Source organism: Kitasatospora sp. NPDC096204, from assembly GCF_044763205.1.
Taxonomy (GTDB): domain Bacteria; phylum Actinomycetota; class Actinomycetes; order Streptomycetales; family Streptomycetaceae; genus Kitasatospora.
In genome coordinates this window covers 1-21,020 of record NZ_JBIWFT010000036.1, presented here as the reverse complement: position 1 = coordinate 21,020, position 21,020 = coordinate 1, and the positions used below count along the sequence as shown (strand labels likewise).

General features: G+C 74.3%; 17 protein-coding genes. 3 read left to right on the top strand and 14 right to left on the bottom strand.

Annotated features, from left to right (window positions below):
- Window positions 1-47 precede the first annotated feature (47 nt).
- Both ACIQ87_RS31100 and ACIQ87_RS31095 read right to left on the bottom strand, forming a co-directional pair.
- Window positions 48-2,747, bottom strand: coding sequence for a polynucleotide kinase-phosphatase (locus tag ACIQ87_RS31100; RefSeq protein ID WP_402413162.1), 2,700 nt, complete (start codon window positions 2,745-2,747; stop codon window positions 48-50).
- Complete coding sequence (locus ACIQ87_RS31095) at window positions 2,744-4,321, bottom strand: 3' terminal RNA ribose 2'-O-methyltransferase Hen1 (RefSeq protein WP_402413159.1); 1,578 nt, start codon at window positions 4,319-4,321, stop codon at window positions 2,744-2,746. Before ACIQ87_RS31095 ends, ACIQ87_RS31100 begins: the two co-directional genes overlap by 4 nt.
- 128 nt (window positions 4,322-4,449) lie before the next feature.
- Here ACIQ87_RS31095 and dapD point away from each other — a divergent pair, with 128 nt between their 5' ends.
- Window positions 4,450-5,454, top strand: coding sequence for a 2,3,4,5-tetrahydropyridine-2,6-dicarboxylate N-succinyltransferase (gene dapD / locus ACIQ87_RS31090; RefSeq protein ID WP_392924388.1), 1,005 nt, complete (start codon window positions 4,450-4,452; stop codon window positions 5,452-5,454).
- Window positions 5,455-5,681: 227 nt separating this feature from the next.
- Here the strand turns inward: dapD and ACIQ87_RS31085 are convergent, their stop codons facing one another.
- Window positions 5,682-5,981: a DUF6087 family protein gene (locus ACIQ87_RS31085; RefSeq protein ID WP_392884343.1), complete on the bottom strand. Its 300-nt coding sequence runs from the start codon at window positions 5,979-5,981 to the stop codon at window positions 5,682-5,684.
- A gap of 132 nt (window positions 5,982-6,113) precedes the next feature.
- The gene (locus tag ACIQ87_RS31080; protein WP_402413156.1) at window positions 6,114-8,198 is read right to left on the bottom strand and encodes a HelD family protein; all 2,085 of its coding nucleotides are present in this window, start codon (window positions 8,196-8,198) and stop codon (window positions 6,114-6,116) included.
- A 465-nt stretch (window positions 8,199-8,663) separates the two neighbouring features.
- On the opposite strand from ACIQ87_RS31080, the gene ACIQ87_RS31075 reads away from it, so the two are divergent.
- Window positions 8,664-8,900: a hypothetical protein gene (locus ACIQ87_RS31075; protein WP_402413153.1), complete on the top strand. Its 237-nt coding sequence runs from the start codon at window positions 8,664-8,666 to the stop codon at window positions 8,898-8,900.
- Here the strand turns inward: ACIQ87_RS31075 and ACIQ87_RS31070 are convergent.
- From ACIQ87_RS31070 to ACIQ87_RS31045, 6 genes are all read right to left on the bottom strand, one after another.
- Window positions 8,846-9,571, bottom strand: a complete 726-nt coding sequence (locus tag ACIQ87_RS31070) for a DUF6099 family protein (protein WP_402413151.1) — start codon at window positions 9,569-9,571, stop codon at window positions 8,846-8,848. The genes ACIQ87_RS31075 and ACIQ87_RS31070 overlap by 55 nt on opposite strands.
- Window positions 9,572-9,736: 165 nt before the next feature.
- Window positions 9,737-10,111 carry a nucleotide pyrophosphohydrolase gene (locus tag ACIQ87_RS31065; RefSeq protein WP_402413331.1) on the bottom strand — a complete coding sequence of 125 codons (375 nt, stop codon included), beginning with the start codon at window positions 10,109-10,111 and terminating at the stop codon, window positions 9,737-9,739.
- 32 nt (window positions 10,112-10,143) lie between these two features.
- Window positions 10,144-11,649 (bottom strand): AAA family ATPase, encoded by a 1,506-nt coding sequence (locus tag ACIQ87_RS31060; RefSeq protein WP_402413148.1) that lies wholly within the window; start codon window positions 11,647-11,649, stop codon window positions 10,144-10,146.
- A gap of 183 nt (window positions 11,650-11,832) precedes the next feature.
- A complete protein-coding gene (locus ACIQ87_RS31055; protein WP_402413146.1) occupies window positions 11,833-12,672 on the bottom strand; it encodes a putative RNA methyltransferase in 840 nt (279 codons plus the stop codon).
- A gap of 256 nt (window positions 12,673-12,928) precedes the next feature.
- On the bottom strand, window positions 12,929-13,762 hold the full coding sequence (locus ACIQ87_RS31050; RefSeq protein WP_402413143.1) for a RimK family alpha-L-glutamate ligase: 834 nt from the start codon (window positions 13,760-13,762) through the stop codon (window positions 12,929-12,931).
- The gene (locus ACIQ87_RS31045) at window positions 13,759-14,664 is read right to left on the bottom strand and encodes a RimK family alpha-L-glutamate ligase (protein WP_402413140.1); all 906 of its coding nucleotides are present in this window, start codon (window positions 14,662-14,664) and stop codon (window positions 13,759-13,761) included. Before ACIQ87_RS31045 ends, ACIQ87_RS31050 begins: the two co-directional genes overlap by 4 nt.
- 256 nt (window positions 14,665-14,920) lie before the next feature.
- On the opposite strand from ACIQ87_RS31045, the gene ACIQ87_RS31040 reads away from it, so the two are divergent.
- Window positions 14,921-15,772 (top strand): GNAT family N-acetyltransferase, encoded by an 852-nt coding sequence (locus ACIQ87_RS31040; protein WP_402413138.1) that lies wholly within the window; start codon window positions 14,921-14,923, stop codon window positions 15,770-15,772.
- A gap of 133 nt (window positions 15,773-15,905) precedes the next feature.
- On the opposite strand, the gene ACIQ87_RS31035 is transcribed toward ACIQ87_RS31040, so the two are convergent.
- The 4 genes from ACIQ87_RS31035 to ACIQ87_RS31020 form a co-directional block, all read right to left on the bottom strand.
- Window positions 15,906-16,301, bottom strand: a complete 396-nt coding sequence (locus ACIQ87_RS31035; RefSeq protein WP_402413328.1) for a fic family toxin-antitoxin system, toxin component — start codon at window positions 16,299-16,301, stop codon at window positions 15,906-15,908.
- Window positions 16,302-16,330: 29 nt separating this feature from the next.
- Window positions 16,331-16,567, bottom strand: a complete 237-nt coding sequence (locus ACIQ87_RS31030; RefSeq protein WP_355260484.1) for a toxin-antitoxin system HicB family antitoxin — start codon at window positions 16,565-16,567, stop codon at window positions 16,331-16,333.
- Between the two features lie 232 nt (window positions 16,568-16,799).
- Window positions 16,800-19,457 carry a collagenase gene (locus ACIQ87_RS31025; protein WP_402413135.1) on the bottom strand — a complete coding sequence of 886 codons (2,658 nt, stop codon included), beginning with the start codon at window positions 19,455-19,457 and terminating at the stop codon, window positions 16,800-16,802.
- Window positions 19,458-19,634: 177 nt separating this feature from the next.
- Complete coding sequence (locus ACIQ87_RS31020) at window positions 19,635-20,585, bottom strand: LysR family transcriptional regulator (protein ID WP_402413132.1); 951 nt, start codon at window positions 20,583-20,585, stop codon at window positions 19,635-19,637.
- Window positions 20,586-21,020 lie beyond the last annotated feature (435 nt).

Below are 21,020 nucleotides of genomic sequence, written 5' to 3'. Positions count from 1 at the left end.
AGCCTGCGGGGAGCCCGCGAAGGGCTCCCCGCCTTCCGGCACCGCGCTCACAGCCGCGGATCGACCGGCTCCGACTCCAATGCGAGCACCGCGAAGACCGGCTCGTGCACCCGCCACAGCGGCTCCCCCGCCGCCAGCCGGTCCAGCGCCTCCAGACCCAGCGCGTACTCGCGCAGCGCCAGCGAGCGCTTGTGGCCCAGCGCGCGCAGGCGCAGCCGGTCGAGGTGCTCGGTGTAGTCCGGGCCGTAGATGATCCGCAGGTACTCCCGGCCGCGCACCTTCACCCCGGGCTGCACCAGGCCGCCCGGCCGGCCCTCGCCGCGCACCGTACGCACCAGCGAGGCCAGCGGCTTGACCACCATGCCCTCGCCGCCCGCCGCGGTCAGCTCCTCCCACCAGGCGGTGGCGGCGGCCATCGAGGCCTCGTCCTCGGTGTCCACCAGGATCCGGCGGGTGCGGTGCAGCACCGGCTCCTTCCGGTGCTGCGGGTGCTGCGGGTGTTCCGGGTACTCCGGGTGCTCCGTGCCGTCGGCGGTGCCGGTCGCGTCGGCGGCCACCAGGCGGTCGATCCAGGCCAGGTGCTCGTCGTGCGGGCGCACCGCCAGGTTCACCCCCTCGGCCGCGAGCAGCTGGAACGGTGCGAGCCGGATGCCCGACAGGCCCTCCGTCGGCCAGCAGTAACGCCGGTACGCCTCGGTGAAAGCCTGCGCGTCGGCCGCGCGCTGCCGCTGGCGGGCGGTCAGGTGGGCGAGGTCCAGGCCCCGCCCGGCCGCCCGCTCCAGCGCGGACAGCACTTCCGGCAGGACGGCGCCCGCCGCCGCGCCGACCGCCGCGTACTGGCGGCGCAGCAGTTCCACCGCCTTCAGCGACCAGGGCATCAGCTCGGCATCCAGCAGCAGCCAGTCGGTGGCCAGCTCCTCGAACAGCCCGGCGCGCTCGGCGGCCTCCCTGACCCTGCCGAGCACGGCGCCGGTCAGCTCCTCGTCGGCGAGGAAGGCGCGGCCGGTCCGGGTCCAGATCGCACCGGGGCCGGCCACACCGAAGCGGCGCTCCAGCGCGGCCTCCTCCCGGGCGACCAGCAGCACCGCGCGCGAGCCCATGTGCTTCTCCTCGCAGACCAGGTGCCGCACCCCGTCGGCCCGGTAGCCGAGGAAGGCCTCCTCCGGGTGCTCCAGGTAGCCGTCCCGGCGGGAGGTGGCGCTCGGCGCCATGGTCGGGGGCAGGTAGGCGAGCAGCCGCGGGTCCAGCGCGAAGCGGCTCATCACCTCCAGCGCCGCGGCCGCGTTCTCCTCCCGAACAGCCACCCGCCCGTGCAGCCCGGTCTCGACGATCCGGCGCCCGGCCACGTCGGCGAGGTCCAGCGGACGGCCCTCGCGGGCGCCCGGCGCGTCGGTGACCAGCGGACGCACCGGGGCGTACCACTCGCGCTCCGCCTCGACGCTCACCAGCTCGCGCTCCGGGTAGCGCAGCGCGGTCAGGCTGCCGCCGAAGACGCAGCCGGTGTCCAGGCAGACGGTGTTGTTGACGAAGCTCGCGGCCGGCACCGGGGTGTGGCCGTAGACCACCAGCGCCCGGCCCCGGTACTCCTCCGCCCACGGGTAGCGCACCGGCAGGCCGTACTCGTCGGTCTCGCCGGTGGTGTCCCCGTACAGCGCGTGCGAGCGGACCCGGCCGGAGTTGCGGCCGTGGTACCTCTCCGGCAGGCCGGCGTGGCAGACCACCAGGGCACCGCCGTCCAGCAGGTAGTGGCTGACCAGGCCGCGCATGAACGCGCGGACCTCGGCCCGGAACTCCTCGGTCTCCCCCGCCAGCTGGTCCAGCGACTCCTGGAGGCCGTAGGCGACGTTGACCTTCTTGCCGTCCATCGCCCGGCCCAGCTTGTTCTCGTGGTTGCCCGGCACGCAGAGCGCGTGGCCGGCCGCCACCATGCCCATCACCAGGCGCAGCACGCCCGGGGTGTCGGGGCCGCGGTCGACCAGGTCGCCGACGAAGACGGCGGTTCGGCCCGCGGGGTGCGCGGCGTCCACCGGGCGGCCCTCGGCGTCCCGGGCGAGCGTGTAGCCGAGCCGGGTCAGCAGGGTCTCCAGCTCGGAGCGGCAGCCGTGGATGTCGCCGACGAGGTCGAACGGGCCGGTGAGGTGGCGCAGGTCGTTGTAGCGCTTCTCCAGCCCGATCTCGGCGGCCGCGACCTCGGCCTCGCCGCGCAGGACGTGCACCTTGCGGAAGCCCTCGCGTTCCAGGCCCCGGAGGGAGCGGCGCAGTTCCCGGTGCTGGCGGGGGATCACGTGGGCCGGCAGCTGACGGTCCGGGCGGGAGCGGTTACGCTCGGCGCACACCCCCGGCGGGACGTCCAGGACGATCGCGATCGGCAGCACGTCGTGCTCGCGGGCGATCGCGACCAGCTGCCGGCGGGCCTCGGGCTGCACGTTGGTGGCGTCCACGACGGTCAGCCGGCCGGCCGCCAGGCGCTTGCCGACGATGTAGTGCAGGACGTCGAAGGCCTCGACGGAGGCGGACTGGTCGTTCTCGTCGTCGGCGACCAGGCCCCGGCAGAAGTCGGAGGAGACCACCTGGGTGGGCAGGAAGTGGCGGCGGGCGAAGGTCGACTTGCCCGCGCCGCTGGTACCGATCAGGACGACGAGGGAGACGTCGGTGACGGGGAGACGGCGGGGGGTGGCGCTCTCCGCACGGTCCTGGTCCCGGCTCTCGCCGGGGGTCTCGGGGGTGTCGGTCGTGTCATCGGTCATCGGGGCTCGCCTCCTTCGGGCGTCGTGGTCGGGGTGGGCGTGGTGGGTGCCGTGGCCGGGGTGGGTGCCGTGGTCGGGGTGGACGTGGTGGGCATGGTGGGCATGGTGAACAGGGCCAGCTGGGTCGGGGCGCCGACCTCCTCGTCCTGTGGACCGACCGGGCGCAGCTCCACGGTGTAGCCGTACGCGGCGGCGACCTTCCCGGTCCAGGCGCGGAACTCGTCCCGGGACCACTCGAAGCGGTGGTCGGCGTGCCGGACGGCGCCTGCCGGCAGGCTGTCCCAGCGGACGTTGTACTCGGCGTTCGGCGTGGTGACCACGACCGTCCTCGGCCGGGCGGCGCCGAACACCGCGTACTCCAGCGCGGGCAGCCGCGGCAGGTCCAGGTGCTCGATCACCTCGCACAGCACCGCCGCGTCGAAGCCCTTGAGCCGGGCGTCGGTGTAGGTGAGCGCTCCCTGCACCAGCGACACCCGGGCCGCCTGACGCTCCGACAACCGCTCCAGGCCCAGCTTACGACTCGCCACCCGCAGCGCCCTGGTGGAGACGTCCACGCCGAGGATCCCGGTGAACCGGGCGTCCTTGAGCAGCTCGCCGATCAACTCGCCCTGGCCGCAGCCGAGATCGGCGACGCGGGCGGCGCCGGTCTCGCGCAGCGCGGTGAGGATCGCGGCGCGGCGCTGCTCGGCGAGCGAGGGCTGCCTGGGCTCCGGCTGTTCCCGCGCCTCGTCCTCGGGCCGGTCGTCGACCGCGTTGTCGATCTCCTCGACCTCGCGGTCGTCGGCCTCCGCCAGCCGGGCCAGCTCCAGTCGCTCCATCGCGGCCCTGGTCAGCGACCAGCGCCGGGCCAGGTAGCGGCGGGTGATCAGGGCGCGCTCCGGATGGGCCGCCAGCCAGCCCTGGCCGGCCGCGAGCAGCTTGTCCACCTCGTCCGGGGCGACCCAGTAGTGCTTGGCACCGTCCAACACCGGCAGCAGCACGTACAGCTGCTGGAGCGCGTCGGCGAGCCGGACCGTGTCGGAGGAGAGCGCGATCCGCACGTGGCGGGACTCGCCCCACTCGGGGAAGGACTCGTCCAGCGCGATCGCCGTCGCCTCGACCCGCCAGCCCAGCGGCTCGAACAGCCGGGCCACCAGGGCCGGGCCACCGCCCTCGCCCGCGCCGTTCGCGGGTACGGCGGGCAGCTCGATCCGCAGCGGGCGGACCCGCCCCGGCAGTTCGGGGCGGGCCGGGCAGGCACCCTTCATGGCGGACCGGAACACCGTCCGCAGCGCCACCGCGAGCAGCGAGGACGCGGCGTACGGGCGGTCGTTGACGTACTGGGAGAGCGCGAAGTCGGGTGAGCCGCCGCGCCCCCTGCCGTCGCCCCGGCCCTTGCGGACCAGTGCGATCGGGTCGATGTCCAGCAGCAGTGCCGCCGTGCAGAGCTCGTCCCCCGCCTCGGGGTAGAAGACGTGGGCCTCACCGTGCGACGTGGTGAATCGCTGGACCTTGCCGGGGTGCTTGTGCAGCAGGAACCCGAGGTCCGTAGCCGGGGCCTCGGCGCTGCCGGTGGTGGAGATCGACATGAACACCCGCTGAAGTATTGCCCAGCACCGGAGCGCCGAGCACCGGGTTTTCCCGCCCCGTGAGCCGCCGACCAGCGCGTCCGCCCGGTGGGCGTGTTCGGCACCGGGGCCCCGCATTGGTTAACGTGCACGGTGTGACTGCTGAATCCACCTCGCTCGAATCCACCTCCGCGGCAACCGGCGCCGTGGCCGCCGGCCTGGCCACCATCGCCGCCGACGGCACCGTCCTCGACACCTGGTTCCCCGCCCCCGCGCTTGCCGCCGAGCCCGGCCCGGCCGGCACCGTCCGGCTGACCGCCGAGCAGGCCGAGGCCGAGCTCGGTGCCGGCGCGGCCGAGGCGCTGCGCGCCGACGCGCGCCGCGGCGTCGAGGTGGTCGCCGTGCGCACCACCATCGCCTCGCTGGACGAGAAGCCGCTCGACACGCACGACGTGTACCTGCGCCTGCACCTGCTGAGCCACCGGCTGGTCAAGCCGCACGGCCAGAACCTGGACGGCATTTTCGGCCTGCTGGCCAACGTCGCCTGGACCAGCATCGGCCCCGTCCCGGTGGACAAGGTCGAGCAGGCCCGCCTGGCCGTGCGCGCCCAGGGCGGCCAGCTGGCCGTGTACGGGATCGACAAGTTCCCGCGGATGACCGACTACGTCGCCCCGACCGGTGTGCGCATCGCCCACGCCGACCGCGTCCGGCTCGGCGCGCACCTGGCCGCCGGCACCACCGTGATGCACGAGGGCTTCGTCAACTTCAACGCCGGCACGCTGGGCACCTCCATGGTCGAGGGCCGGATCAGCGCGGGCGTCGTCGTCGGCGACCACAGCGACATCGGCGGCGGCGCCTCGATCATGGGCACCCTGTCCGGTGGCGGCAAGCAGGTCGTCTCGGTCGGTGAGCGCTGCCTGCTCGGCGCCAACGCGGGCATCGGCATCTCGCTCGGCAGCGACTGCGTGGTCGAGGCCGGCCTGTACGTGACCGCCGGCACCCGGGTCACCACCCCGGACGGCACGGTGGCCAAGGCGGTCGAGCTGTCCGGCCAGGACAACCTGCTGTTCCGCCGCAACTCGCAGAGCGGCGCGGTCGAGGTCATCGCCCGCTCCGGCTCCTGGGGCGGTCTGAACGCCGACCTGCACGCCCACAACTGACCTTCGGGCAGGGGCTGTCGGGGTCCGGCGCCGGGTGGCGCCGGGCCCTGCGCGTTGCCGGGCCCCACGCGTTGCCGGGCCCCACGCGTTTCCCGGGAGCCGCTCGCTCCCCGGGTTCGGCCGCGACCGGGGCCCGTCGTGGTCCGGGCGCGGCCCGTGGCCCGGCTGCGGTTCGTGGCCCGGGCGCGGCTCAGGGCCCGTTGTGCGTGGACTCGCCCGCGCGGGCGTCAGGGCTTGCGGTGGCGCCCAGGCGCCTTCCTCGGCCGCCGGGCCTGACGCCCGGGCCGCGGCGCTCCCGCACCCTCGATCCCGTACAGGATCCGCTGGGCGGTGGCGTAGTCCTCGGCCACCGTCTCCGGCAGCCACTGGTAGCCGTCCCAGCGCACGATCAGCCTCGGTTCACCCGGCGTCACATGGGCGCCCCGCTGTCGCCCGCCCGTGAGTCGTACGGCCCGCAACTGCCCGACCGGCCGTAGCCGTTGCGCCCGCCTGGCCGCCCACGACGCCAGCGGTTCCTCCTCGTCCATCGCCCCAGTCTGGCCTCCCGCCGCCGTCGCCCGACACCCGCGTCACCCGACCGGGCGAGGCGCGTTTCAGCCCCTTCGCTCCCTCCTTCCACACCCCGCTCCCTCCGCCGCTCGCCGCCCAACGCCGTCTCCTCACGTGCTCCTGAGAACCACCAGCCGTTGCGTCGCCCTGGTCATCGCGACGTAGCGGTCGACGGCTCCCTCGACGCCGCCGCCGAACGCCTCCGGGTCGACCAGGACGACCAGGTCGAACTCGAGCCCCTTGGACAGCTCCGGGGTCAGCGACCGGACCCGCGGCCGCGCCTCGAAACCGGGGGCACCGATCACACAGGCGATCCCCTCGGCGTGCTCGGCGAGCCAGTCGTCCAGGACGGCGTCCAGCTCCGCCACCGACCCGTGCGCGACGGGGATGCCGCTGCTGCGGACGGAGGTCGGCACGTTGGCGTCGGGCAGCGCGGCCCGGATCGCGGGCTCGGCCTCGGCCATGACCTCCTCCGGCGTCCGGTAGTTGATGCTCAGCGAGGCCACCGTGCTCCGGTCGAGCCCGATCCGCTCCAGCCGCTCCCGCCAGGACTCCGTGAAACCGTGCCTGGCCTGCGCCCGGTCCCCGACGATGGTGAAGCTCCGGGACGGGCAGCGCAGCAGCAGCATCTGCCACTCAGCGTCGGTCAGCTCCTGGGCCTCGTCCACCACGATGTGCGCGAACGGCCCGGCGAGCGGTTCCGGGTCGGCGACGGGCAGGGCCGTCTCGTCGACCAGGGTGTCCTGGAGGTCGCGCCCGCGCAGCATCGTCACCGCGCCCTCGCCGTCGTCGTCGGCCTGCAGGAGGTCGCCGATGACGTCGGCCATCCGTTCGCGCTCGGCGGCGGCCGCGGCCTCTCGCCGACGCCGGCGCAGGTCCGCCTCGGGATCGCCGAGCCGCTGCCTGGCCGCGTCCAGCAGCGGCAGGTCGGAGACCGTCCAAACCTGGGGCGCGTCCTTGCGCTGGAGCCTGCGGACCTCCTCGGGCGCCAGCCAGGGCGCGCACATCCGCAGGTAGGCGGGCACCGACCAGAGGTCGCCGACCAGGTCGGCCGCGTCGAGCAGCGGCCAGGCCCGGTTGAGTGTCTCGACCAGCTCGCGGTCCTGCCGCAGCGACCGGCGGAACAGCTCAGGCGAGACGCCCTCGTCCTCGTCCAGCTTGTCCATCAGGATCGTGGCCAGCTCCTCCCAGATCTGCTCGCGGGCCTCGTTGTGCGGGGTGCCCGGGTCCGGCGCGGCGAATGCGTCGGACCAGTCCTCGGCGCTCAGCCAGAGGTCGGCCCAGTGGGTGGTGACCTCCATGCCCTCGGTCGGCGGCTCCTCGTACAGCCGGACGGCCTTCTCGATCGCCTTCACCATGTCGACCGAGGACTTCAGGCGGGCCACCTCCTCGCCGAGGCTGGGCAGGACGTCGGCGACGTAGGCCAGGTAGGGCTGATGCGGGCCGACGAACAACACACCGCCGCGCCGGTGGCCGAGCCTGGGGTCGGAGTAGAGCAGGTACGCGGAGCGGTGCAGCGCGACGACCGTCTTCCCGGTGCCGGGGCCGCCGTCCACCACCAGGGCGCCCCGGGACCCGGCCCGGATGACGGCGTCCTGGTCCGCCTGGATGGTGGCCAGCACGTCCCGCATCCGGGCCGACCGGTTGCCGCCCAGGCTGGCGATGAACGCGGACTGGTCGTCCAGCGCGGCGTGCCCCTCCAGGGCCTCGGCGGTGAACACCTCGTCCCAGTAGTCGCCGATCCGGCCGCCCGTCCAGCGGTACCTGCGCCGGCTCGCCAGGCCCATCGGGTCGGCGTGGGTGGCCGCGAAGAACGGCTCGGCGGCGGGCGAGCGCCAGTCGACCAGCAGTCGGCGCCCCTCACTGTCGGTGAGGCCGAGCCGCCCGACGTACACCGGCTCCGGGTCGTCCGCGAGGACGACCCGGCCCAGGCACAGGTCCAGCCCGAAGCGGCGCAGGGCACGCAGCCGACCGGTCAGCTTGTGCACCTCGATGTCCCGGTCCATCGCCTCCCGCCCGAGGCCGCCCGGCGCGCGGCGCAGCGCGTCCAGGCGGTCGGACAGCTCGGCGATCGACTGCTCCAGGCTCTCCGCGACGGCCGCGAAGTGCCGCTCGTCCTCGCCGATCAGCTCGGGATCGGCCTTGGCGGCGAGGCGGGCGGGAAGGTCGAACGCGCTGGTGGTCCGGCTGTTCATGGCATCAGCTCCGATCTGAGGCCTGCGATTGTGCGCCACCACGGGGGCCTTGCCGCAAGGCCCCCCATGCGCTATACGTTGAGAGTGGCAAGGGGTGGGTTCTCCCCCGAGCCTCCTCCGCCTCACCTTCGGTCTCCTCTCCGGGCATGTCCGCCGACGCCCCGCTCCGCGTCGCCGACCATCACCCCGCTCCGCGTCACCAGCCACCGTCCCGCTCCGTGCCCCGAGCCGCTCCGCGCCTAGCCGAGGCAGCGCCGCGACGGCAACCCCGGCTCACCCGGGAGGCTTACCGCACGCCGGAGTTGGACCGCATCGGGTGGTGTCCGGGTGACGACATCCGGAGCGGTTCGTTGGGTGCAACGGCGGGGTGGGTGCCCCGGTGGCGGGCAACTGCCGCCTCCCGCCGTGCGGCCGAGCCACCGTCGGCCGCTCCATGCCGCACCACCGATCCGAAGAGGTCCCGTGATGTCCGAACCATCTGCCACGCCGCAGTTCCCGAGCAGCCCGACGGGCTCGGCCGACGGCACCTCGGCCGGACCCGCCACCCCCAAGAGCCTGCTGGAGCAGATGCAGGAACTGCTCGCCTCCGTCACCGCGGACCTCGACGAACTCCAGGGCTCCGTCCCCGGGAGCGGCGACTCCACCGCCTATCCGACCGGCACGGACACCTCCGAGGTCTCGGACGCCCCGGGCACCCGGTAGCCCGCCGACCGTTCCTCCTCGACCGGCCCGCCCGCCCCGGGCGGGCCACCACCGCCCGGCGGGCCACTGCCGAAGGGCGAGCCGCGGCCGCTCGCCGCGCCGTCACCGAGCGGCGGACCGGCCTCGCCCGGCGGGCCGAGCCGGACCACCAGCATCGACGCCCCGCCACCGGCCCGCTCCCGTTCCCGTTCCGCCCCGCCGAGCGCCACGGGCTGCGCCTCTCCGGACCCGACCGCCACCTCGCGCAGCCGCGCGGTGAGGTCCTTGCACTCCGACACCGCGTCCACGCCGTCGATGCACGTCCAGTAGAGGCTCTCGGTGTCCGCCCCGCAGGCCAGCACCACCAGCGTCTCGCCGACCTCCTGGAGCAGCCCGTCGAGCGCTCCGAGAGCGGGCTCCAAGTCCCCGAGGTCGGTGAGCCGCGCGGCCCGGCCGCCGCTCACCAGGGCGGCGCGGACCACGGAGCGGTCCAGGCAGACCGCCGCGTGCGCCCCGGCCTCGGACAGCTGTTGCCCCAGCCCGGTGAGCTCCTCGTCCTCCGACTCCGCCAGCCTGGCGCCCACCGCCTCGGTGAGCAGCGCGGCCTGCCGCGCCTCGGCCAGGACGTCCGGTACGTGCCTGGCCTCGGCCAGGGCGTGCCGGGCCGTCTTGATCAGTCGCAGCGCCTCCATGGCCACCGCTCCCCTCGCTCGCTGTCGCCGTCGCCCCGGCCGCCGGGAGGGCGGTCCGCGTGGTGACGGCTGGTCACGGCGAAAGCGTGCGAGGAAGAGCGCGAGCGCGCATCCACATGGTCAGAAGCTGTGGACAAGTCGGGGGTTGTGGATAACTCCCATCCCTCACAAGGGTTGGTCGTCCACCTCCGAGTTGACGCCGGCCACACTTTCACCTGGCTCGGCCGCGTCCGCCGGCACCGGGAAGCGGAGCTCGTTCCGCTCGATCTTGGCCGCCAGGGCCTCCAGCGGATCCACCCCGACCGCCGTACAGAACTGCAGCAGGTAGGCCAACACGTCCGCGACCTCGTCGTGCACCCGGTGCGCGCGCTCCGGGTCGGACATCACCGACGCCGCCTCCTCGGGCGTCAGCCACTGGAAGATCTCCAGCAGCTCCCCCGCCTCCACGCTCAGCGCCGCCGCCAGGTTCTTCGGGGTGTGGAAGGGCTCCCACCGCCGGGCCGCCGCGAATTCCACCAACCGCTGCCGCAGGGCCGCCACGGTGGGCTCCGCCGGCCCCGTCACTCGTTCGCTCACCCCTCCAGGTCTACCGCATCGCGGCCCGCCGCCCCAGCGCCCGCCGTGGACGCCCCACCGCCCACCGGGGATCCGGCCGCCCCCGCCCGCTCCGCCGACCACTCACCCGACGGCTCGTCCGACCGGTCCTCATCCGCTGCCGCGCCCCCTGCCGGCACCCCGTCGAACGGGTCCGCCGCATCCCCGGCCGCCTCCCCGCGTCCGCCCTGGACCGGCACCCGCGCCGTCTCCGGCCGCAGCACGGTGAACCCGGAGTCCGGATCCCGTCGGCACTCGACCAGCACCATCCCGCCCCCGGGCGCGCCACCCAGCACCTCCCGCGCCGCCGCCGGCTCCTGCAGGGCCGCGACCACCCGCAGCTGGCTGCGGTCCGCCATGTCCCGCGCCAGCCGCAGCAGCGTGGCGGTCTGCTCGCCGGAGAGCCCCGCTCCCAGGTCCTCGGCCAGCACGGTGAGCTGCCGGTGCGCCCAGGGCACCTCGGCGGCCACGTCGAGGTCGAGCACCCCTGCCCCGGTCAGCAGCACCGCGGCAAAGGCGAGGTGGCGCAGCATGCCGTCGGAGGCCTGGTCCACGCCGGTGCGCCCGAGGACGCCCTCGTCGAAGACGGCGAGGACCCGCCGCACGCCCGCGCTCTCGCGCTCGGCGAGGGTGAGCCCGAGCAGCGGGTGCGGTGCGGCGGACTGCACGGCGCGCAGCAGCTGCCCGTACCGGCGCGGGCACTCGTTGCTCAGCCGGGCGACGACGGCGGAGATGTTGGCGGCGTTGCTGCGCAGCCGGGCCTGCGGGTCGGCCCGCGCCCAGCCGCGCATCAGCGCGGGGACGGGGTGCAGCGGGAAGACCTCGCGCAGGGCGGTGAGCAGGTCCTCGGTGGCGGCGAGGACGAGGCACTCCCCGGCCGACGAGCCCGCGACCCGCAGCGGCAGCTGGGCGGTGATCATCGTGCCGCTGGGGAACGGCGCGCGGATGTCGCCCTGGCGGGTGTCGTTGTGCCAGCAGACGTTGACCCGCCGGTTGCGGACGTCCTGTTCGCCGGTGTCCATCAGGGTCCGGCCGTCGAGGGTCAGCGACTCCCGGGCGATCCGGACCGGGCCGTCGGTGCGGACCACCACGTCGAGCCGGATCAGGCCGTGCGGTGAGCGGACGGTGCAGCCGAGGATGATCGCGTCCCGCCCGTGCGGGACGCACCCGTCCAGGCCACCCCGGACGGGCGCGGCGAGCGGGCCGGTGCGTTCGGGCAGCCCGTCCAGCGAGTCGGCGATCTCCTCGCCGAGGGCCAGCCGGGACAGCACCGCCAGTGCGTCGAGCGCGTTGGACTTGCCGACCCCGGCGGGCCCGTGCAGCACCGTGAGGGGCGCGAGCGGCAACACTGCGCGCCGGTAGGACTTGAACGAGGTGAGCCGGAGCTCCTCGACGGTGGGGCGCGGCACGGGCGGCCGGTCGGGCCCCGGGGCGCCCGGTCGGAGCTGGGACGGCCTTGCGGGCCTGGTGGCGTCGCGGTTCACCCGTCGGACGTTAGCCGCAGGCCGAGCGGCAGAAACGTGCCTGCGCGGCAGATTCATCCCAACGTGGCGCTCGACGGCGGTGCGCGGCCGGCGTCGCACGCGGGGGGCGGGGCGTGTCGGCGCTCAACGCCGGCACGCGGCACGCGTCGGCGCCCAGCGCCGGCACCCGGCACGCGTCGATGCTCAGCGCCGGTACGCGGCCACTGTCACCGAGGCCGTCACCTCGACCGGCTCCGGCAGTTCCGCGAGCGCGGCGCCGAGCCGCTCCGGGTCGGTGTGCCAGGCGCTCGGTCCCATGCCGACGACGGTGCGCACGTCCTGCGGGCCCAGCCGCAGGGTGAACTCGACCTCCTGCCGCCCCGCGGGCTCCAGGTACGGCCCGAGCTTCTCGTCGATCCGCCGCTGCTTCTCCTCGTCCACCGACAGCAGCCCCAGCGCGTCGACGAGTTCGCGCAGGTGGCGGGCGGTCGGCGAGACCAGCAGCAGGGTGCCGCCGGGGCGCAGCACCCGGCGGATCTCGGGCCCGTTGCGCGGGGCGAAGACATTGAGCATCAGCTCGGCCGAGGCGTCCCGCAACGGCAGCGGGCGCCAGGCGTCGCACACCACGGCGCCGATCCGGGGGTGCGCCTTGGCGGCGCGGCGCAGCGCGAACTTGGAGATGTCGAGGGCCGCGCCGACGGTGCCGGGCAGGGCGTCCAGGACGTGCGCCAGGTAGTGGCCGGTGCCGGCGCCGAGGTCGGCGACCAGGCCGTCGGACCCGCCGGCGACCACGGCGGAGGCGGTCTGCGCCAGCGCCTCGGCGATCGGCCGGTAGTGCCCGGCGGCGAGGAAGTCCGCGCGGGCCGCGACCATCTCGGCGGTGTCGCCGGTGCCGGTGTGGGCGTCGCCGGCGAGGAGGCTGACGTAGCCCTGCTTGGCGAGGTCGAAGCTGTGCCCGGCCGGGCAGCTCAGGCTGCGGTCGTGCCGGGTGAGGGCCTGCGCGCAGTGCGGGCAGGCCAGGTAGCGCTCGATGTCCTGGAGCAAGGTTCCGTCTTCTCTCGCCGTACGCCCCGGCCGGTCGGGGCGCCAGCCAGCCTAACGACCTCGGCGGGCCGGCGCCCCGGGCCGCCGACCCGGCCCCGGCGAAGGGGCCCACCGCGCTCCCCCGGCCCGGCGGAGGGCCCCGTCACGCACCCCGGCCCGGCGGAGGGCCCCGTCACGCACCCCGGCCCGGCGGAGGGCCCCATCACGCACCCCGGCCCCGGCGGAGGGCCCCACCCCCAGCCACCCGCCGCGCGCCCTACCGCACACCCCTCCCGGGCCCGCCCCCGAGCCCGGCGAGCGCCTGCCCCCGCTCCTCCCCCGCCCGCAGCGCGAGCGCCACGAGCGCCTCCGGCGCGCCGGGCCGGCCGCGGACCCCGGGGAAGGCGTTGACGTCCACGATGACCGGCTCCGCGGGCCCGTCGAGCAGGTCGACCCCGTACACGTCGAGCCCGAACACCTCGCCCACGCGCAGCGCCAGCGCGGCCCGCGCGGCGGACGGTTCCCACTCCTCCGCCCTCCCCGACTTCCCCGTGCCGGTGGCGAGTTCGGACTGCCGCCGGGCCGCGAACACCTGCCCGTCGACCACCCACAGCTTCTGGTCCCAGCCCGTCCCCGGGACGAACGCCTGGGTGACGACCGGCTCGTCGGGCCAGCGCTCGGCGAGTTCGCGCAGCCGGGCCGGCCCGTCCACCCGGGCGACCAGGTCGTGCCGCCTGCTGCGCCGGCTCTTGACCACGAACGGGTAGGCCGGATCGACGAGTTCACCCAGCCGTCCGACCGCCTCGGTGGCCGCGAAGGGCAACCCGGCGGCGCGGGCGAGATCGGCCATCCGCACCCGGTCCTGGCACAGCCCGGTGGCCGCCGCCGAGTTGACCACCGGCGCGCCCCGCCGCTCCAACTCCTCCGCCAGCGCCAGCGCCTGCGGCGTACGGGCCTTGAGCAGGTACACGTCTGCCGGCCCGGTCACAGGCCCGGTCACCGGCCCGGTGGGCGGGACGACCTCGACCTCGTGCCCCTGCCGCACCAGCAGCTCGGCCGCGGCCGCCAGCACCGGGTGGCCCGGGTCGCCGGTGATCAGCCCGATCTTCATCGCAACTCCCCCTCACCGAAGCCGAGTTGCCCGTACGGGTCGCCACCGGCGGGCACCAGTTCGGCGGGCCCGCCGGGCAGCGACACGGCCGTCCCGCTGCGCGCGAGCCGGAGCACCGCCCGGGCGACCCTGGCCACCGCGTCCGGTACCTGCCGGAAGCTCGGGAAGTCGTTGACGTCCACCACCACCGGCCCGTCCGGCCCCAGCAGCACGTCCACCCCGTACAGGTCCAGCCCGTACACCTCGCCGACCTGCGCCACGATCCGCGCGACGCTCCCCGGCAGCGGCACCTGCCGCTCGCGCACGCCCTGCCCGGGGTGCAGCGGGGAGGAACGTTCCGTCGCGAAGAGCTCGCCGTCGACGCAGTACACCTTGAGGTCGGTCCCTGAGTTGGGCACGTACGGCTGCGCGATCAGCAGCCCCTCCCCCGCCAGCTCGGGCCCGACCTCCAGCAGCTGGTCGGGGCTGCGCACCAGCCGGACGGCACGCCCGGAGCTGCCGTCGGCGGGCTTGACCACCAGCGGGTACTCGGTGGCCGGGATCTCCGCCAGCCGCTCCCAGCGCGCGGCCGCGTACGTCACCGGGACGGGCAGGCCGCGGGTACGGCCGATGACCGCGGCGAGCGCCTTGTCCCTGACCCCACGGATCGAACGCACGTCGTTCACCGTGGTGAGGCCGACGGCGGCGGCCGACTCCAGCAGGGTCAGCCCGGGTCCGCCGGAGACGGTCTTGAGCACCCAGGCGTCGTGACTGCCGGCCCGGACCTCCTCGGAGATCGCCAGCAGCGAGTCCCCGGGGCGCAGCACGTCCACCCGGTGCCCCCACGCCGTGAGTTGGCGCGCCACGTCGAGCGGCATGCCGTCGTGCCGGTAGTGTTCCTCCACCAGAAAGCAGAGCCTCATCGGCCTGTCTTCCCCCTTGCCTCGCCTAGTGCAGACGTCCGCCGTCCCCCTCGGCAGAGCTGTAAAGGCTTCAGCATGCACGCCGTGTCCGCACAAGATCGCTGCGAGCGGGTAAGCGTTCGGCAACAATCGGCCCGGAGCGACGGCGGCGGACCCCGGGTCGACGGCGGCGGACCCTGCACCCCCGACCGGAGCAGACCGCGCGCCCCCGACAAATCGGTGGCATCGCAGCACCGCCCCTGCTTGGATGCACGCCGTGACCTCTGCCGATCATGCTCCCGACCGCCCCCTGCTCGACGAGCTCGAGCGCTACTACGACACCGTTCCGCGCGGCGCCGCCCGCACCGAGGACTTCGGACCGCTGACCCTGTTCGTCCGCGAGGACGCCGGCTGGCCGTACTACGCCCGCCCGACCCTCGACCACACCGGCCCGGCCGCCACCGCCGAGGACGTCCGCCGGGTGCTGGAGCGGCAGCGGGAGCTGGGCGTGCCGGAGGCCTTCGAGTGGGTGGCCGAGCAGACCCCTGGGCTGCGCGCGGCGGTCGAGGCGGCGGGCCTGACGGTGCACGAGCACCCGCTGCTGGTGCTGGGCCCGCAGGACGAAGCGGCCCCGGTGCCCGAGCTGCCGGAGCGGGTGGAGGTCCGGGTGCTGGCGCCGGACGCGCCGGAGCTGGCGGCCGCCATCGCCGTCCCGAACCTGGCCTTCGGCGATCCGGGCACCGCCATCGGGTCGGCCGGTGCGGCCGAACTCGCCGAGTCCGCGGCGAAGTTGGCGGCCGATGGCACGGCGGAGCGGATCGCCGGGCGGATCACCGCCGGGGCCACCGTGCTGGCCGCGGCCTTCGAGGACGGTACGGCTCTGTGCGCGGGCCAGCACAACCCGGTGGGCCCGGTCACCGAGGTGGCCGGGGTGGGCACGCTGCCGTCCGCACGCCGGCGCGGGCTGGGCCTGGCGGTCACCGCGGCCCTGGTCGCCCACGCCCGGGCGAACGGGGTGCGGACGGTGTTCCTGTCCGCCGCCGACGAGGACGTCGCCCGGATCTACCGCCGGATCGGCTTCCGCGCCTTCGCGACCGCCCTGATAGCGGAGCCCGCCACCCGGCAGTAACCGGCCGACCAACAGTAACCGGCCGACCGGCAGTAACCGGCCGACCAGCAGACCGGCAGACCCCGGCCGACCGGCCGGAGCCCGCCGCGCAGCAGCACCCCGGGAGCCCCGACGGGGACGGGGACGGCGCCGGTCAGTCGTCGTCCCCGTCCTCCTCGTCCGCTCCGGCGACCCCCTCCCCCTCCGCCTCGTCGACCACCCAGGCCGCCAGCCGCTCGGCCACACCCGACACCCCGAGCCGCCCCTCACGGATGGCCCGGGAGAGGCTGCGCACCTCGCGCGCGGTGGTGGCGACGGTGCAGCCGCTGGCGACCAGGTAGGCGTAGGCGACGGCGGTCGCGAAGAGTTCGTTGGTCTTCTCCAGCGCGGGCACCCGGATCAGCTGGTGCATCAGCGCCGCGGCGCGGTCCGGTGGTTCGGGGTAGACCGCGATGTCGAATATCTCTGCCTGGTGGCGGGTGACGGCCGCGAGCAGTGAGCCGTAGTCGGTGACCTGTGGGTCACCGGGGGTGTACTGCTCGGCGGTCATGAGCAACCACGAGAGGTCGACCTCCAGCTTCAACGGCGCACGTCCTGGAGGTCGCCCGGCTCCGCGAACTCGGCGAGGAAGGCCGACTCGTACTCCTTCATGAACTGCGCGGCCGCGTCCACGAAGGCCCGCCCGGACTCGCCCATGTCCTGTTGGACCAGGCGCTCGATGTACTGGTTCATGGAGATCCCCTGCTGCTCCGCCCGTTCCCGGGCCATCTCGGCGGTCGTGGCGTCGACCCGCACGTTCAGCTGCTTCTTACCCATGCCGTTCAAGCTAGCGCTCAAGTGCTAGCACAACAAGGGCGCACGCACACCGCCCGCACACCTGCGGCACGCCCCCGCGCAACCTCCCCGTCACCGGAACGCGGAAAACCGGGGAACACCGGAACACCGAACACCGGAGTGCCAGGACACCGGAACACCGGACGGCCGGGCCCGCGGCTGCTGCCACGGACCCGGCCCAGCGCCCGGAGGACGGCGCACGGTGGACGGCGGATCAGAACTGGGTGCTGACGGTCACCCCGCTGAAGTCGGTGTTCGCGTAGAGGCTCACGTACCGGTAGCCGGCCGTCGGGTTGGTCACCGTGATGCTCTGGGTGGTGCCCGGGTTGGTGGACGAGGCGGTGTACGCGCTCGGCGAGGCCCAGGTGTTCTCGTTGTAGTACAGGGAGGCGGTGCCGGTGCCCCCGGAGGCGGTGATCTTCAGGGTGCTGGTGCCGGCCGGCAGGTAGACGTACAGGTAGTCCAGGTTGCCGGCGGTGGCGGAGAGGTTGGCGCGCGAGCAGTTCTGGCCGAGCGCGTCGGTGCGCGGGTCGGTGCAGGCCGGCGGGGTGGTGGGGCCGCCTCCGCCGGTGGTCACGGTGACGGAGGCGGGGGTGCTGGCGGTCCTGCCGGTGTCGTCGGTGACGGTCAGCGCGACGGTGTAGGTGCCGGCGGCCGCGTAGGTGTGGGTCGGGTTCTGCTGGTCGGAGGAGCCGCCGTCGCCGAAGGTCCAGTGCCAGGCGGTGATCCGGCCGGACCCGGTCTGGACGGACTTGTCGGTCAGGGTGACGGTCGGGCCGCTCACGGTCTGGCCGAACAGCGCGGTGGGGCCGGCCGCGTAGCAGGCGCCGCCGGCGCAGGTGTCGAGCCAGGCGTCGAAGTCGGCGTCGTAGCCGGTGCCGATGCCGTTGTAGACCGCGTAGCCGCCCTGGTAGTCGCCGGTGCGGAAGTGCCCGAGCATGGCGTCGACGTCCGCCGGGTGCTTCTCGAACATGTACCGGACCGCCAGGTAGCCCCACGGGTAGGTGCGCACGGTGTTCGAGTTGCCGTACGTGCTCTGGAAGAGCGTGCTCAGCTTGTACGTGTGCTTGGCGGCCTCGGCCATCGCCTGGGTGTCGGTGGTGCCGCGGTAGGCGTAGGACTCGTACTCGGCGACGCCCTCGATCCACCAGATGTCCGGGACGGAGATCTCGGTGGAGAAGTTGCCCTTGAGGTCGTAGATGTTGTCCAGGTAGTGCGTGTACTCGTGGTTGAGGTTCCACACGTTGGCGGTGAAGCCGTCGTTCCAGGACTTCTGGTACATCACGCACACGGCCCGGTTGTTCGGGTCGGTCGGGTCCATGACGGTCTGTCCGCCGTTGTCGGTGGAGTTGTTGAAGATCGCCCAGGAGTAGGTCAGGTAGTCGGCCTGGTTGGCGAAGACCGCGAGGGTCAGCTCCTTGTCGTACTGGCCGGGGATCGGGCCGCTGTCCTTGACCAGCTTGTGGAAGAAGGCGTCCTCGCCGCGCAGGCTGGCGCAGACCGCGGACAGGTCTGCGGGCGAGAGCTTCTCGGTCTGGATGGTGCGGTTGTCGCAGACCAGCTGGTTCGGCAGCACCGCGGCGGTCAGCTTGGCCGGCAGGTCGCAGGTGCCGTAGTAGGAGCACTGGCCGGGGTCGAAGCTGTTGGCCTGGTACGCGGTGTGGACGTACAGCGGGCCGGTGGCGCCGGTGATCTGCGCGCCGTCGAGGACGGCCTTGACCTTGCCCTTGACCGCGGCCTCGACCGTCGGGCCGTCGCCGGCCATCCGGCCGAGGTCGTTGCCCGCGTTGACGTCCAGGTAGGCGTTGGCCGTGCCGAGCAGGTCCTTGTGGTTCAGCGCGAAGTCGCCCAGGGTGGCGCCGATGCTCGGGTCGGCGCCGACCGCGCTGACGAAGTCGGGGTTCCAGTTGCCCCGCCACAGCGGCGCGGAGAGCACCGCGTTGACCGCCTTGAGCATCTTCGGGAAGGCGTTGTACGAGTTGTCGTACGCCGTCAGGACCTGCTTGTAGACGCCCAGGTAGCTGCCCTGGAGGTTGGCGCTGTCGGTGAGCACCAGCACCTCGTTGAGCACGGTGCCGTTGGCGTCGCTGACGTCGGTGCGGTGCGCACTAGCGAAGAAGGCGTCGAGGGCGGCCTTGGAGGCGCCGGTGAGCGCCGCGTCGTACGGGCCCACCGCGTTCGCGTTGTTCGACTGCACGTACCAGCCGGCCCGCTGGAAGAGCACCAGCTGCAGGATGCCGGTCGAGTTGTCGCCGGTGTAGCCGCCCGCCGCGGCCTGGAAGGCGTTGGCGACGGCGAGCATCTTCGACTCCTTGAAGATGCTGCCCGCGTCCGCGCCGGTGACGTTGAACAGGGTGTTGACGCAGTCCGGGGTCGAGGCCTCCAGGAAGGAGACCAGCTCGGCCCCACTGCGACTGCCGAAGTCGGCCGGGGTGCAGCTCTGCCCGGCAGCGGCCACACCGGCGGCACCGCGGGCGGCGAGGGCCGCCTTGGCCTGGGCGGCGGCCTTCGGCTCGGCCGGGCGCGGCGCGGTCTGCACGACGGTACCGGCCGGCTGGCCCATCACGACCTGGCCGAGCAGGGCCGGGGGCAGCGGCTTGGCGACGGGGGCGGGTTCCTCGGCCGCGCGGGCCTGCTCGGCCTGGTCGACCGTGAGGAAGGCGCCGAGCGGCTTCGGCAGGACGGATCCCGGGTCGGCCGAGGGGGCACCGACCGCCGGCCGGGCGGCCGCACCGGCGGCGGAGGAACCGGAAGTGGCGGCACCGGAAGTGGCGGAAGCGGCGGAGGCGGTGGCCGGCAGCAGCGTGGCGGCGGCGCAGCAGCCGGCGACGAGGCCGGCCAGCAGGGTGGGGAGGGATATCCGTGGGCGCACTGGTGGGTCCTTCTCCTGTGGGGGAGGCGCTGGGAGGACTGCCGAGACGGTGGGGGAACGCGTCATGATCCTGCCAGCGACGGAAGGTCAGAACAATGTCACAGGTCATATGACATAGCCTTGTCCGGCCATAACACCCGGCCCTGACCCGGCCCTGACGGCCCTGACCCGGTCCCGCTACGGCCGGTACGTCCGCGCCGCCCACGCCTGGAAGCCCGGCGCGGCCGCGATCAGGTCCCGGTACGCCGCGACCGCCGCCCCGAACAGCGTCTCCACGACCTCCCCGTCCACCCCGGCCGGCCGCCAGACCAGCAGCTGGCGGACCCAGATCGGCGTCCCGGCGAGCGGCTTGACCAGCACCTCGGCGAGCGGCCGGGTGGTGGCCCGGACGACGGACACGCCGAGCCCGGCGGCGACCATCTCCTGGAGCTCCAGCCGGCCGCCGAGGAACTCGTGCACGGTCGCCGGGGTGAAACCCGCGGCGGCGCAGGCCCCGTGGAACACGCCGTGCCAGCCGGCCCCGTCGTCGGGGGCCAGGAGCCACTCCTCCTCCGCGAGGTCCGCCAGGGCCACCTCGGCGTGGTGCCGCAGCCGGTGGCCGGCCGGCAGCGCGACGAAGACGGGCTCGGTGACGATGCCGCGGTGCGCGACCGACGGCGAGCGGCCCAGCTCCCGGCCCGGGTAGTCCACAGCCACCGCGGCGTCCGCCTCGCCCAGCTCCAGCAACTCGACGGCGTCCGAGGGGCGGTGGACCGACGTCACGGTGAAGCGCCGCCCGGGCCGCTGGTGCCGGACCCTGGCGACCAGCCCGGGCAGGATCGGCTCGTTGGCCGCCGCCAGCCGCAACTCGCGCGGGGCGGGCCCGGCCTGGGCCTCCGGGCGGCGCCCCAGACTGTCGGCGCGGGCGAGCAGCTCCCGGGCTGCGGCCAGCACCTCCGCCCCGAAGCCGGTCGGCGCGACCCCGGCGGCGGTGCGTTCGAACAGCGGGGCGCCCAGGTGGCGCTCGATCCGGCGCAGCTGGGTGCTGGTCGCCGGCTGCGAGGCGCCGAGCAGGGCGGCGGCCCGGCCGACGCTCCCGGTGTCGGCGATGGCGCACAGCACCCGCAGGTGCCGAAGCTCCAACTCCATGACGCTCCCCCTCACGCCCCGGCCGGCCCCGGCCGGCGGCGTGGGGTGGCTGCCACCACGGGCGGTGCAACAGCACACATCACATGTCAGTGGCTCACCTTCACCCCGGCGAATTGCCTCGTCAAGCCCCCTCCCGGGGTCGAACCGCCGTAACCGCGCCATCTTTTACCAGCGCATTGCCGACGCCTAATGGGAGCTACCGGGTTGTAGAAGACTCGGTGCCGTAGCCGCCAGCAGGTGAGCACTCTCGACGCCGGAGCCGTTCGAGCTCTGAGGTCAGACCGTGCCCCTACTGGTCGGCCGGGAGGCCAGACCGCTGATGGGGTGGCGTGCCCGCCCCCGAGGGCGTGAGCACTGGATCCATTAGGCCGCGCGCCGCGCCTTCCGCAGGCTGCTCGACGAAGTGAACGACCTGACAGGGAGGGCATGTTGCTG

Coding starts and splice junctions, on each gene's coding strand:
- ACIQ87_RS31070 (WP_402413151.1), bottom strand. CDS start 9,571: ATGGAGGCGCTGCGACTGATCAAGACGGCCCGGCACGCCCTGGCCGAG.
- ACIQ87_RS31085 (WP_392884343.1), bottom strand. CDS start 5,981: ATGGACGAGGAGGAACCGCTGGCGTCGTGGGCGGCCAGGCGGGCGCAA.
- ACIQ87_RS31050 (WP_402413143.1), bottom strand. CDS start 13,762: ATGAAGATCGGGCTGATCACCGGCGACCCGGGCCACCCGGTGCTGGCG.
- ACIQ87_RS31035 (WP_402413328.1), bottom strand. CDS start 16,301: ATGACCGCCGAGCAGTACACCCCCGGTGACCCACAGGTCACCGACTAC.
- ACIQ87_RS31045 (WP_402413140.1), bottom strand. CDS start 14,664: ATGAGGCTCTGCTTTCTGGTGGAGGAACACTACCGGCACGACGGCATG.
- ACIQ87_RS31030 (WP_355260484.1), bottom strand. CDS start 16,567: ATGGGTAAGAAGCAGCTGAACGTGCGGGTCGACGCCACGACCGCCGAG.
- ACIQ87_RS31020 (WP_402413132.1), bottom strand. CDS start 20,585: ATGGAGTTGGAGCTTCGGCACCTGCGGGTGCTGTGCGCCATCGCCGAC.
- ACIQ87_RS31080 (WP_402413156.1), bottom strand. CDS start 8,198: ATGAACAGCCGGACCACCAGCGCGTTCGACCTTCCCGCCCGCCTCGCC.
- ACIQ87_RS31100 (WP_402413162.1), bottom strand. CDS start 2,747: ATGACCGATGACACGACCGACACCCCCGAGACCCCCGGCGAGAGCCGG.
- ACIQ87_RS31075 (WP_402413153.1), top strand. CDS start 8,664: ATGTCCGAACCATCTGCCACGCCGCAGTTCCCGAGCAGCCCGACGGGC.